Origin of the sequence: Brevibacillus sp. FSL L8-0520 (assembly GCF_037963895.1) — a bacterium.
GTDB classification, from domain to species: Bacteria; Bacillota; Bacilli; order Brevibacillales; family Brevibacillaceae; genus Brevibacillus; species Brevibacillus borstelensis.
Window position 1 is genome coordinate 2162776 of record NZ_CP150171.1, and the last position, 13041, is coordinate 2175816.

Consider the following 13041-nt stretch of genomic DNA (forward strand, 5'->3'; position numbering starts at 1 on the left):
GTTCGCTTTTCTGAGAATTTGACAATATCGTGTAGGTTATTGTCGAAATTTGGTATTTTTGTGAAGATAGGTTATGTTCGGGAGGAAAGAGGGAATAGGAAAAAAGAAACAGTCAAGCTGTCGGCCCATCTGATGATCGAGACCATATACACAGATTATGTTCGAGAGAGAAAGGAGGGGGAGCATGAAAGGTGACCAGAAATGGCCGGGTGGGTTCGAGACGGGCCGGAAATCGATCAGCACGATCCGGCAGGATGAGGAGCTATTATATCTCGTAGCGATTGCTTTTGAAACAGCGCCAAATCCACTTCTTTTAACCAATGCGAATGGAACGGTCTTGCTCGTCAATCAAGCTTTTTGTGAGGTGACAGGCTTCTCCAAAGAAGAGATCGTAGGAAAAAATCCGCGTCTTTTAAGCTCCGGGCGTCATCATCCGCATTTTTATCAAAGAATGTGGGACAAATTGACCAAAGAAGGAGAATTTCAAGGCGAGATCTGGAATCGGCGCAAGACTGGCGAGCTGTTTCTTGAATACATCAGCATACGTGCCGTTCGTGGGGAGAATGGCGACATTCAGTACTATACGGCGGCTTTCAGTGATATTACGGAACAGAAGAAGCACCAGGAAAAAATCAAGTACTATGCGTATCATGACTACCTGACCGGACTGCCGAATCGATTGCTGTTTCAGCAGAAAGTAGAGGAACAGATCAGAGTGGCTCAGAAGGAGCATACTTTTTTCGCGCTGCTCTTTCTCGATTTAAACGGCTTTAAACACGTTAACGACACATTCGGGCATGATGTAGGGGACCAATTAATCCAAGCAGTCGCCAAACGTCTTCAGGGTCATTTTCAGGAGGGAGTAACGGTCTCCCGGATGGCAGGGGATGAGTTTAACATTTTGCTTCCGAACCTTTCTTCAAAGCGGGAAGCAGAAAAAGTGGCAGATGATCTCATTCGCTTACTCGAGTCGCCCTTTATCATTGATCAGACCGAGATTGCGGTTTCGGGCAGTACCGGAATCAGTATATACCCGGATGACGGGGGTGACCTGAAAGCACTGCTTAAACGGGCAGACTTTTCGATGTATCAGGAAAAGGGGAAAAGAAAGTAGTCTTTTTTCACGGATGTGAAACGTGAACAGGAATCGCAAGTATAGCGCAGGTTTGGTATTGGGGTGAAGGTATGCAACAACAGGTAAAGAAATCGGCCGATGTATGGCCAGTTGATATTGAGAGGAAGACGATGGTGTATGCCGTTCTGGCTATCGCCTTGTTTATACTGGTTTCCCTGGTGGAGATACCTTTTTCTATGACGATGACGTCTGAAGAAGTTCAATCGTTGTACCGCATGCTAGAGTTTTTCAGCATTATGGTGGCCATTTCGATTGCGTTTCAGGGATGGATGCTGTTTCCAGTGACGATGTCCCGTCATCGCCTTTTGATCGGCGCCCTGTTCCTGGTTGTCGGCGTGTTGGATTTGCAGCACACGATCAATTACCAAGGGCTGTCTTTTTTTGGAGGCGAAAGCTCCGTTCAGAAAGCGACGTGGTGTTGGGTTTTGTCCCGTTTCATTTGTTCAATCTTTATCCTCGTCATTTTATCGACCAAGGACAAGGAGATCAGCGTATATCAAAGAAAGCCCGTATTCAGCTTCGTGATTCTGCTTCTCATTCTCATTTTTACATGGCTCGGCACGCAATCGGAGCGCCTGCCGCTTCTTATCACAGAGCAGCAGGAAGTGACTTTGCTGAAGGCAGGAATGGAATATGCAGCTTCGTTCTTCAACCTCGCCGGGGCCGTTCTTTTTGCGCTGCTTTATCGCCGAGACAAAAACCCGACTATGCTGAGATTTGCCACTGCCTCTGTTTATCTCATGCTCGGCGGTCTCGTCTTCACCCAGAATCAGACTGGAGATGACTGGTATACCATCATGGGGCATGTATTCAAATTTTGCGGGTACTACACCATTATGAAGGCGATCTATGTCTCCACGATCGAAGAGCCCTTTCGCCGCCGTCGCGAGGCAGAGCTCGCATTGAGCAAAAGTGAAAAGCAGTTGAAAACGATCACGAACACGCTTGGAGAAGGAGTCATCGTCGTCGACCGCGCGGGCAGCATCACATTTGTCAATCCGGAGGCGGAACGCTTGCTGTCCTGGATGAAGGAAGAGTTGCTCGGCCGGGATATTCGCTGGATTGCCCAGTACAAGCCACCCTGCGACGGAGCGGTTGCATACGAGACAAGTCCCATTTTGCAGGTACTCGCAAACGGAAAAAAACGGCGTGTAGAAGACGCGATGTTTTTCCGAAAAGACCGCTCTTCCTTTCCTGTGGCCTATATCACCTCTCCCATTATCGAGGACAATCAGGTGATCGGAGCTGTAACCGCCTTTCGGGACATCACGGACAGCAAAAAAGCGGAGGAGACCATTGAGAAGCTCGCTTTCTTCGACAACATTACCGACCTGCCAAACCGTTTTTTGCTGGAGAAGCAGTTGGCTGAAGCGATTAGAGAGGCTCGGGAGAAAAAAATGCTGGGCGCGGTTTTGTTTGTGGATCTTGACCGGTTTAAAACAATTAACGATTCCTTGGGGCACGGGATCGGAGATGAGCTGCTGAAAAGCGCTGCCGAGCGGATTCAGAAGTGCATAGAAGGAAAGTATAGCGTTGCCCGTTTTGGCGGAGATGAATTTGTCATCATGCTTTCAGAAATAGACCATGTCAATACAGTCATGCGCATATCCTCATCGCTTATCGCAGAGATGTCCCAGCCTTTTTTCATCAATGGGCATGAACTGTTTACGACGGTCAGCATCGGGGTTAGTCTTTTTCCAAAGGACGGGACAGATCCCCAAACGCTGATCAAGCTTGCCGATGTTGCGATGTACAAAGCAAAGCGTCTTGGCGGCAATCACTACCAATTGTACAAAGAAGAGATGAATACCCTTACCCCGGAGCGCCTCGCCTTGGAAAATGCCCTTCACCATGCATTGGAACGCAACGAGCTCGAGCTCTACTACCAGCCGCAGATTGAGACAAAAACGGGCAGGATTGTAGGGATGGAGGCGTTGATCCGCTGGAATCATCCGGAGCAGGGAGTGATTTCTCCGGGAGTGTTTATCCCGCTGGCCGAGGAAACGGGATTGATTATTCCGATTGGGGAGTGGGTTCTGGAGACGGCTTGCCGGCAAAATAAAAGCTGGCAGGAAGCGGGGGCGCCCAAGGTCCGCGTGGCTGTCAATCTATCGGCGGCACAGTTTTATCAGGAAGAGATCGTAGACAAGGTAAAGAGCGTTTTGGAAACGAGCGGCCTTGCTGCGGAATGCCTTGAGCTGGAAATTACGGAGAGCATTGCAATGCACAGCGTCGACCGCGTCATTGAGACCTTCCGGGAGTTGCATAAGGTAGGCATTCAAGTATCCATGGATGATTTTGGAACAGGCTATTCATCGCTCAGTTACCTCAAACATTTCCCGATCAAGCGTTTGAAGATCGACCAGTCGTTTATCCGGGGAATCCCGAGCCGAGCAGATGATGCGGCGATCGCTTCCTCGATTATCGTGATGGCGCACAGCCTGGGGCTGCAGGTGCTGGGAGAAGGGGTGGAAACGGAGGAACAGCGGCAGTTCCTTGCAGAGCGAGGGTGTGACGAAATGCAGGGATATCTGTTCAGCAAGCCGGTGCCGGCCAAGCAGGCGGAGGAACTTTTGAAGAAGCAGACTGTCGTGAACAATTGAACTCGTGCCATTTTTCTGAACTCCATGTATACTCGTAGTAATCGTTTCAATTGGAGTATAGGGAGGAGTGAGGGGACATGCTAGATCAATTCGTCATTGATATCAGCGATGTTTCCTGGCAGAGAGAAGAGAAACATATTTTGCGCCATATTCATTGGCAGGTAAAAAAAGGGGAGCACTGGTGTCTGGTCGGCCAAAATGGTTCAGGTAAAACGAGCCTGCTCAATCTTATTTGCGGCTATACTTGGCCGACAAAGGGGCAAGTGTCTGTATTGGGTCACCGATACGGCGAAGTGGACCTGCGCGACATGCGCAAATCAATCGGCTGGGTCAGTTCCTCGCTGATGTCTCAACTGCATGAGAATGAGACTGCCGAGAGGGTGGTGTTGAGCGGACGCGAGGCTACGATCGGGCTGTACACAAAACCGTCGGCAGAGGATATTGACCGGGCCGATGCCTTGCTGAAGGAGTTTGGCTGCGGGCATTTGCGTCATTCGCCATTTCGGACACTATCCCAAGGGGAGCGGCAAAAAGTCCTGATTGCCCGTGCTTTGATGGCTTCTCCGCGACTGCTGATTCTGGACGAGCCTTGTACAGGCCTGGATCTGCTGGCACGGGAACAGCTTTTGTCCATGATCGCACGGGTCGCCGAGCAGCCGGACGGTCCCACTTTACTGTATGTGACCCACCATATCGAGGAAATTCTGCCATGCTTTACTCATACCCTGCTGTTAAAGGCAGGGCAGGTCGTGCGAGCTGGACAATCATTGGATGTATTGACAAAAGAAGTACTGAGCGGTTTCTTTGGCGTTCCTTTGGAGCTTCGCGAGGTTAGCGGACGGGTGTGGGTGAGTCTGGGTGAAGCTTCGCCTGCCAGGTAAGCGCGACTTTTCAGCCACACCCTCGGGCATTCGTGTATAATAAGATTAGGAATATACTCTTGGAAGGAGAGGAGAGATGGTAGCTTGACGAACGTAACGGAACAAATCGCCGAGTCCACGTGGGCGATCCTGACCTATGAAGAAGCGTGGAAAAGCTATATCAACAGCTATGTGATTGCGAAAGACGATGCGTTTGTGCTGGTGGACTCCCATCTTCGCAAGCACCGCCCCTACTTCCAGCAGGCACTTGTGGAGATCGGAGTCAAACCGGAGCAGATTGCCTATGTATACTTCACGCATCGTCATGCTGACCATATCGGAAACGCCGATCTTTTCCCCTCACGACATAATTGGATTCATCTCGAAGACTACTATGAGCTAGACGATTTTTCCCAGACTTTTTTCGGTCATACGTTCACGGGGACTGGAGGAGACCTGCCGTGTCTTCGATTTCGGCAGCTTCCCTTCCATACGGAGGGATCTGTCGCCTTCTTTGATCCGGATACGAAAATTTGCTTTATCGGGGATCACATCCACTTCGGCAGTACGCCATGGGAACAACTTGTCGACTACGGCACGCTGCAGCGTGACGCTTGCAGGCAATTCATCCAGCGTTGCAAGGACGAGGAACCGGAAAAGGCCGCAGGCTTTGCGGAAGGATTGGAAATTCTGCTGGACTGGCCGATTGAGTATTTGGCTACAGGGCATGGCCCGATCCTGCGCGGCGACATTGCCCCTTTTTTTCAGGAATTGATCGGGATTGTTCGGGGATAACAAAATGGCATGGAAATAAAGAAGAACCGCGCAACGGCAAACGTTGGTACGGTTCTTCTTTTTCGATGACGCCTATCACTAGTTATCCAGCTTGGGTGGAAGCTTTCGTCCATTCTTCCAGACGCTTCTCCAGTTCTGCGCGATTCAGGCAAAGTGAAAGGCCGGATTTTGTCATGAGCTGATGCAAATGAGTAATTGCTCTCTCGTAGTTGCCTTTGGCTGCTTCGATTTCGGCCAGGCAGAGGAGCTTCCATTCTCGGGTTGAACGCTTTCCTGGTATCAGGCTGTAGGCTTCGATCGCGCTCTCGATCTCACCCAGCCGGGCGTGTGAGCAGGCAATCAATCCAAGCGAGTCGGTCATGCCTTGATCCCGCTGATAGACGCGAAAAGCGATTTCCAGCGCTTCCGAGTACTTGCCGCTCGTAAAGTAGACAAAGGCAAGGTTGTAAAAGAGGTAATGCACCATTGCCTGATTAAACAGGGACGGGCGTTCCTTGCATACATTCAGGCCCTGTACAATATATTTCTCTGCCAATTCATAGTTTCCCGACAGGATTTCCAATGTTGACTTATCCAGCATGGCGACCGTCCGCGTGCGATTGCGCCGATAGGAAGCGTCTAGCCAGCGCTTGCGTCTTTCCGGATTTTGCCTGAAAAAATGTCCGATGTATTGGTAGCGAAACGGCCAGTGCAGTCGCAAAAAGGCTACTACCAGCACGACGGCCACGCCTGAAAGCGTCGATGTCAGATTTAGGTCCAAATATTCCAAGCGGGTGACACCCTCTCTCTGCTGTGTCTCTTTTTTATCTTAGCACAGAATGGACAGCCTTGACAGATGGTTGCTTCTATTTGGACAACATCAGTGTGTTCGTTTCGGTCAGGGTTTGCAGGCTGTTTGCCTTCACCTGATCTCGTGAGATCGTGTACAGCGTATCGCCGATGTAGACGATCCGCTCTACGTTTTTTGCGCTGTCGTACCAATCCTGGCCGGCTTTTTTCATATCGTCGGAATTCAGATGGGTAATGGTCCCGCGCAAGACAAATCCATCCTGCTCATTCAGCCTGTAAACATAGGCTCCTTGAAAAGAGAAGCTTCCGTAAGCGCGAATATCTTTTTCCGCCTTTTGCTCCGCTGTCAGCTCGTGAACCGACACAGGGAAGGCCAAAAGCTGTTTCTCCTTGGAGAACAGCAGCGCTTTGTGATCATACAGCAGCTCGGAATCCGTTCCGCGATCCCCGATGACTGTCTGGAATTTCTCCACCGGCTTGCTCACATCCGTGACATCGAATAAAGCCAGCTTCATTCCTTGGTAAAAAGCGGTCTCTTTGTCGGCCACGGCGTCTTTGCCAAATCCGATGATATGGTTTTCATCATACGGGTGCAGGTAGTCGCTGTAGCCGGGAATTTTCAGAGCGCCCAAAATTTTGGGAGAATCCGGCTGTTTGACATCGATTACAAACAGCGGGTCCACTTGTTTAAAGGTAACCATATAGGCTCTGTCCCCCATAAACCGCACAGAATAGATTCTTTCGCCAGGGGCGATTCCTTCCAGCTTTCCTATTGCTTGCAATTGTGAGTCGAGCACATACAGGTTGTTTTTGGAGGTATTCTCGTCTGTTCGCCACATGTCTCCCGAGGTTGTCGCGATACGCAGATAGCCGTTGTGCTCATCTAGGGAAAACTGATTCAGCATGCGGCCCGGAACAGTCCCTTTTCCCGTATAGGCAAGATTTCCGTTTTTCATGGAAAAGCGGTAGAGAGACGTTTCGCTCTTCATGATTGGAACGGGGCCGCCGGCGATCAGCGATTTCTTTGCTTTGCCCGCTGACTCCACCTCTTGCTGAGTGACTGCCACGTACAGGTTATTCGGTGAAGCGTAGACATTTTCGCCTGAGCCCAGATACGTATGGATGGAAGCGGCTTGCTTGGGGTTATCGAGATTGGCTCCCGCGACGATCAGGTAGCCAGGCTGAATCGCTTCAGGAAAGTAGCGAATCGCCGAGTAGCCGATCGTCTTGTAATCATCCCCTTGTGCTGTATCCCGGTAACGCGGTCCGGGGACTTCCTGAGACTGGTTGGAGAGCGCATACCAATCAATCCCCTTGTTGGTCACCAGATAGAAGCTGGAGCCGATCTTCCGGGAGGACACGTAGTAGCCGTCTGCTTCCAGTGCTCTGGTCAAACGGGGAGAGTGCTTATCCGAGATGTCGTAGATGAGCGCCTGCACCATTGTATTCGAGTGGCCGTGCATGAACCGTTTTTCATTGGTTATGATATGGTCGCGCACGGCTTTCGGATGCGATTGTCCGATCACAATCAGCCGCTTTTCATCGATGTACATGTCCTGCGGGGAGAATTCATCGCCGGAAAAGCTCAATCTGCTGACGAGCTCCATGCTTGTTGCGGGTTTTGCCCGAATGATCCGCACTTCTTCGGGGGTCGCCTGATACAAATACGTCCCGTCCGTTTTGACAATATCCGCTTCATCGACTCCCTGTACCTGAACGTTGGTAGAGGAGTAGGAAGAGGAATCCGGGGTTGGAGCCGCTGCCGTTTTTGCCTTGAGCACCGGTGCTCCCTCCATCGCCGGTACGGCTTCCATCGCTTCTTTCACGGCTACCCCATACTGGATGCCATGGCCTTTTTCATAGTCTTTCAACAGCTTCTTTAGCTTCTCGTAGGAACCGACGACCGGAAGAGGCTGGTCGGACTCCTTTGGCAGTACTGATTGATCGGCAGCAGGAGCGACTTCTTTTGCAGAAGCGACAGCCACTTTCGCTGAAGCCGCCGCTTCCTTTTCCCCCAGGCTCTCGAAACTCATCCAAACAGGTACAGCAGCTATGGCGATTACGCCTGCCAACATTCCACTCATCCATTTTTTCATTTGAATACGCCCCTTATCATTCGTTCCGGCAAACCGGCAGAACCAGTTTTTTCTATCCTTTAGACGGAAGGTGGGGGGAAATGTTTCACACCCCGGGAAGCACATTCTACGGACGAAAGCGAAGCAGTGTGATATAATGAGAGGCGGTTTAGGATATCGATACTACAGATGGTTAAAAAGGAGCGACAAAGATGGATACATTGAAGCAAAGCATCCTGGAGCTGATTACCGAAACCTCGACGAACCTGCCTCCGGACGTGCGCCGCGCCATCAACGACGCGAAAGCAAAAGAAGACATGGGCACACGCGCTGCTCTGTCATTGTCAACCATTGCAAAAAATATCAAGATGGCGGAAGACAACGTTTCCCCCATTTGCCAGGATACTGGAATGCCGACCTTTGAAATCAAGACCCCGGTCGGCGTAAATCAGCTCGTTATCAAAAAAGCGATTTATGAAGCCGTCGTGGAAGCGACGAAAACCGGAAAACTGCGCCCCAATTCTGTAGATTCGCTCACTGGTGCGAACAGCGGGGACAACCTGGGACCGGGCACGCCCGTCATTCACTTTGAGCAGTGGGAAGAAGACGAAATCGAAATCAAGCTGATCCTCAAGGGCGGCGGGTGTGAAAACAAGAATATCCAGTACTCCCTCCCCTGTGAGCTCGAAGGCCTCGGAAAAGCAGGCCGCGATCTTGACGGCATTCGCAAGTGCATCCTGCACTCGGTTTACCAGGCGCAAGGACAAGGCTGCAGTGCCGGCTTCATCGGAGTGGGCATCGGTGGCGACCGGACGTCCGGCTATGCGCTGGCCAAGCACCAGCTGTTCCGTCGCGTCGACGATGTGAACGAAATTCCCGAGCTGGCCGAGCTGGAGAAATACATCATGGAAAAAGCCAACGAGCTCGGTATCGGTACGATGGGCTTCGGAGGCGTTTCCACGCTGCTCGGCTGCAAAATCGGCGTTGAGAACAGATTGCCAGCCAGCTTTTTCGTATCTGTAGCCTACAACTGCTGGGCGTTCCGCCGTCAAGGTGTCCGCCTCAATGCAGAAACGGGCGAAATCATTCGTTACCTGTACAAGGATGAGCCGGTTGCCATGAACCTCGATGCGGAAACCGACCAGCCAAAGGCAGAGCGTCGTGAGGTTGTGCTTCAGGCACCAATCACCGAGGAGCAAATTCGCAGCCTGAAGGTAGGGGATGTCGTCATCATCAACGGTATCATGCATACCGGACGCGATGCCCTGCACAAATACCTGATGGATCACGATTGCCCGGTTGACCTGAATGGCGGCGTCATTTACCACTGCGGTCCTGTTATGCTGAAAGACGAGCAGGGCGAGTGGCACGTAAAAGCAGCCGGACCGACAACATCTATCCGCGAGGAGCCTTACCAGGGCGATATCCTCAAGAAATTTGGCATTCGGGCTGTCATCGGAAAAGGCGGCATGGGCGCAAAAACGCTGAAGGCGCTGGGAGAGCACGGTGCTGTATACCTCAACGCGATCGGGGGAGCAGCTCAGTATTATGCAGACTGTATTGAAAAGGTTGAAGGTGTCGACTTTATGGAATTCGGTATTCCAGAAGCGATGTGGCACCTTCGCGTGAAAGGCTTTGCTGCCATCGTTACGATGGACTCCCATGGAAACAGCCTGCATGCAGATGTAGAAAAGAGCTCGATGGAAAAACTGGCACAGTTCGCGGAGCCTGTTTTTAAATAAAAAGAATACGAGTATGGGACAAAAAGTCACCAGCAGTGGAAACGCTGCCGGTGACTTTTTTGCTCGATTAGGAACCGTGTAGAAAGGAAGTGACAGCGTACACAGACGGAACTGGTGCTTTTTGAAATGTATGCCCGGTTCAAATCTGTGTAAATTCCATATTCTGTATCAGTACCTATGATCAGCAGAAAGGAACATTTACCGAATGAGGTGGAAATATGCAGGGCGCATGAAGAGAGAAACGAGAAAAAAAGTCTGGAAAGTTCGCGATAAACGAGGAAACATCGGTTTTTTTAAGTATCCATACAAAAGGACTAAAAAAAGCAGGAAGCATCGCCAAATGATCGTGAACGAATACCTTGCGATTTCCCTTGCAAAAAGCCTGGGATTTCCGGTAGCAAACTTTAAACCGGCCATGGTGTCAGGCCCCGACAGAAGGAAGGTGAGGGGCTATATTTCAAGGCGTGTGAACGCAAAAGAAGTCATCACGTGGGAGCGGGCAAAAAAAGAGGTGAAATACTGTCCGGAGTGGTTTGTGAACGATATCAAGCGTTTGGCTCAAGTGATCGTGTTTGACGCATGGATATTGAACAAGGACCGCACGAGTGTCAATCTCGTACTCTATCGGGACAGTACGAAGGAAAAGTACAACTGGTATTTAATCGACCATGGGAGCGCACTGCTTGGCTCGCCTACCAATTCTCCATTTGCTCGTGTGAAGGGATTCAAGCACCCTCAGTTAAAAAAAAGCATGAGAATTCCCACTGGCATGAAGAAGGTTGTTTTAAGCAACAGGTCGGCTGTAGACGAAATGGTAAATAGAATTCAAGGGCTGCCTGAAGCGGAGATTACTCGTGCCATCGACACTGTTCCCAAACAGCTCGCGTTGACGAAACGAAAAAAGGAATTTCTGCGAAGATTATTGCAATATCGTCAAAAATGCATAGATTTGATCATGCTGGATATTCTCGATCAAATCAAGCAGAACAAACCTGGTTTGCTGTAACCCTGTGGCTCTCTGAATGTTTTTTATGCGTAAGAGCCTGTCACGGCGAATGACGTAGGTGTTTGACCAATCTTGGGAAAATGGGTGATCGCTTATTTCACAGGCAGGCGGGCGGGCATAGGTTAATAACGAATCAAATACAAAAAGGAGTGGTTTACGTGAACTACGTAGTCCAACCCGGGGATACATTAAATGCGATTGCCGCCCGCTTCGGGGTTCCCGTACAGGAACTGATTCGAGTGAACAACATCCCCGCCCCGTACTACATCTATATCGGTCAAACGATCTGGGTGCCCGTTCGACAGCCGGGTCCGCCTCAACCGCCGCGCGACGATGTAGATCGCCGTATCCGCCGTCTCAATGAGCGCATGGACCGTGCCGAGCGCAATATTCGTGAACTGGATCGGCGCGTCGATCGTCTCGAAACACGGGTAACTCGTCTGGAGGCACGGCCGCGTCCACGCACGTAATCTTTTTCAAGCCCGCCCGGGGTTAGCCTCGGGCCCTCTCTTTTCTATCCGGTTGCCCGATGGCACCCCTGGCAAAATCGACAATTATGCTTGAACTCCTGTGGAGTGAAGGCTACGATTAAGAGAATAAAGTCAGGGGGGAAACAGATGAAGTGGAATGTTGCCTTGCTGCAGATGGATATTGCTTTTGGACAGCCGGAAAAAAATGTAGAGGCGATTCGGAATTTTGTCAATCAACTCCAATCGTCAGACGAAAGACCGGATGTGGTCCTCTTGCCGGAGTTGTGGGATACAGGCTATGATTTGAAGCGGCTGGATGAAATCGCTGATAAAAACGGCGAGCGAGCCAAGCAATTGCTGAGCGATGCGGCAGAAAAGCTGCAGGCCCATGTAATCGGCGGTTCCGTCGCGGAAAACAGGGGTGGTCGGATGTACAATACAACGTTTGTGTTTGATCGCAGCGGGAAACTTGCAGGCAGCTATTCAAAGGCGCATTTGTTTCGACTGATGGAAGAGGAAAAGTTTCTTGCCGCCGGAGATCGCCCAGGCGTTTACATATTGGATGGTCAGCCAGTCAGTTCCGTCATTTGCTATGACATTCGCTTTCCGGAGTGGGTGCGGGTGCATGCTTTGCAAGGAGCACGGGCTCTGTTTGTTTGTGCCCAATGGCCCCATCCCCGGCTGAATCACTGGCGCCAGCTTTTGATTTCACGCGCGATTGAGAATCAGATGTACGTCATCGCCTGCAACCGCGTCGGGGAGGGCGACGGAAATACATTTTGCGGGCATTCCATGGTGATTAACCCCTGGGGGGAAATTATCGCCGAAGGTATGCAGCAGGAAGAGATCATCAGGGCGGAGATTGACCTCACCCTCGTAGATGAAGTGAGAAGCCGAATTCCTGTAATTGCTGATCGCCGTCCGGACCTGTATCGCCTCTAGAATTTCTCAAAAAATGGGCGGATGGACCGGCGTTTCCCTCTCTCCGTTGACGCCCGTATCGCATACGGTGGTAGGAGAGGAACAGAGGAGGTGCGGTCATGTTTCGGCTGAATGGAAAAAACGTTCGTCACCATTTTGACGGTGTATACGGAAAAGTGGTGCAGGTACGGGAGCTGATCGAGGTCCTGGACCAAATGTTTGATTCGTTTCACAAAGTAAACAACATCAGCCGCTCCATGCTTGGGCCGAGAAAATCAAGCGTCAAGCAGTTAGATCGGCTTCGCTGAAACGAATAAACGGATGATGAAAACAGCAGAACCGCATCTGCATACGATGCGGTTCTTTCTTTGTGCGCCCAGCATGGGCGATAGCTATAGGGTGAAAGTCCCGAACGGGGGTTGGCTGTACCAACCGTTAGCTCAAGGCAAGGGTGTCGACCGCGAGGTCGAATCTGAAGGAAGCCGGCGGCAAAATCCCGACCTGAGGTACACGAACCCAATTTGAGGCTGTTGTATCCGGGCGAGTCTGCCAAACAAGACAAAGCCCCATACAGCCAAGGGATACAGTAGTAAACTTGGGCAGGTACATGGGATGAAAGTTATCGTTCTTACCTGGGGAGGTCTG

11 protein-coding genes are annotated in these 13041 nt (G+C 50.9%); 9 read left to right on the forward strand and 2 right to left on the reverse strand.

What is annotated here, in order from left to right; translation table 11 throughout:
* Positions 1-184 precede the first annotated feature (184 nt).
* From NSQ24_RS10760 to NSQ24_RS10775, 4 genes are all read left to right on the forward strand, one after another.
* A complete protein-coding gene (locus NSQ24_RS10760; protein ID WP_003387427.1) occupies positions 185-1114 on the forward strand; it encodes a GGDEF domain-containing protein in 930 nt (309 codons plus the stop codon).
* A gap of 71 nt (positions 1115-1185) precedes the next feature.
* Positions 1186-3738, forward strand: coding sequence for an EAL domain-containing protein (locus tag NSQ24_RS10765; protein ID WP_081607726.1), 2553 nt, complete (start codon positions 1186-1188; stop codon positions 3736-3738).
* Positions 3739-3815: 77 nt separating this feature from the next.
* Entirely contained in the window at positions 3816-4619 is an 804-nt protein-coding gene (locus tag NSQ24_RS10770) for an ABC transporter ATP-binding protein (RefSeq protein ID WP_031931750.1), read from the forward strand.
* 84 nt (positions 4620-4703) lie between these two features.
* The gene (locus NSQ24_RS10775) at positions 4704-5393 is read left to right on the forward strand and encodes an MBL fold metallo-hydrolase (protein WP_003387423.1); all 690 of its coding nucleotides are present in this window, start codon (positions 4704-4706) and stop codon (positions 5391-5393) included.
* A gap of 82 nt (positions 5394-5475) precedes the next feature.
* Here the strand turns inward: NSQ24_RS10775 and NSQ24_RS10780 are convergent, their stop codons facing one another.
* Together NSQ24_RS10780 and NSQ24_RS10785 are read right to left on the reverse strand one after the other, a co-directional pair.
* Positions 5476-6162, reverse strand: a complete 687-nt coding sequence (locus NSQ24_RS10780) for a hypothetical protein (RefSeq protein ID WP_003387422.1) — start codon at positions 6160-6162, stop codon at positions 5476-5478.
* A gap of 76 nt (positions 6163-6238) precedes the next feature.
* A complete protein-coding gene (locus NSQ24_RS10785; protein ID WP_031931751.1) occupies positions 6239-8278 on the reverse strand; it encodes a beta-propeller domain-containing protein in 2040 nt (679 codons plus the stop codon).
* 191 nt (positions 8279-8469) lie between these two features.
* On the opposite strand from NSQ24_RS10785, the gene NSQ24_RS10790 reads away from it, so the two are divergent.
* The 5 genes from NSQ24_RS10790 to NSQ24_RS10810 all read left to right on the forward strand — a co-directional run bounded on the left by NSQ24_RS10790 (position 8470) and on the right by NSQ24_RS10810 (position 12704).
* Entirely contained in the window at positions 8470-9999 is a 1530-nt protein-coding gene (locus tag NSQ24_RS10790; RefSeq protein ID WP_003387420.1) for a fumarate hydratase, read from the forward strand.
* 229 nt (positions 10000-10228) lie between these two features.
* On the forward strand, positions 10229-11005 hold the full coding sequence (locus tag NSQ24_RS10795) for a HipA family kinase (protein WP_331280857.1): 777 nt from the start codon (positions 10229-10231) through the stop codon (positions 11003-11005).
* A 158-nt stretch (positions 11006-11163) separates the two neighbouring features.
* A complete protein-coding gene (locus NSQ24_RS10800; protein WP_003387418.1) occupies positions 11164-11475 on the forward strand; it encodes a LysM domain-containing protein in 312 nt (103 codons plus the stop codon).
* A 147-nt stretch (positions 11476-11622) separates the two neighbouring features.
* Entirely contained in the window at positions 11623-12417 is a 795-nt protein-coding gene (locus tag NSQ24_RS10805; protein WP_339167775.1) for a carbon-nitrogen family hydrolase, read from the forward strand.
* A gap of 98 nt (positions 12418-12515) precedes the next feature.
* Entirely contained in the window at positions 12516-12704 is a 189-nt protein-coding gene (locus NSQ24_RS10810; RefSeq protein ID WP_003387416.1) for a hypothetical protein, read from the forward strand.
* Positions 12705-13041: the final 337 nt, after the last annotated feature.

Coding starts and splice junctions, on each gene's coding strand:
- NSQ24_RS10765 (WP_081607726.1), top strand. CDS start 1,186: ATGCAACAACAGGTAAAGAAATCGGCCGATGTATGGCCAGTTGATATT.
- NSQ24_RS10795 (WP_331280857.1), top strand. CDS start 10,229: ATGAAGAGAGAAACGAGAAAAAAAGTCTGGAAAGTTCGCGATAAACGA.
- NSQ24_RS10785 (WP_031931751.1), bottom strand. CDS start 8,278: ATGAAAAAATGGATGAGTGGAATGTTGGCAGGCGTAATCGCCATAGCT.
- NSQ24_RS10810 (WP_003387416.1), top strand. CDS start 12,516: ATGTTTCGGCTGAATGGAAAAAACGTTCGTCACCATTTTGACGGTGTA.
- NSQ24_RS10805 (WP_339167775.1), top strand. CDS start 11,623: ATGAAGTGGAATGTTGCCTTGCTGCAGATGGATATTGCTTTTGGACAG.
- NSQ24_RS10790 (WP_003387420.1), top strand. CDS start 8,470: ATGGATACATTGAAGCAAAGCATCCTGGAGCTGATTACCGAAACCTCG.
- NSQ24_RS10770 (WP_031931750.1), top strand. CDS start 3,816: ATGCTAGATCAATTCGTCATTGATATCAGCGATGTTTCCTGGCAGAGA.
- NSQ24_RS10760 (WP_003387427.1), top strand. CDS start 185: ATGAAAGGTGACCAGAAATGGCCGGGTGGGTTCGAGACGGGCCGGAAA.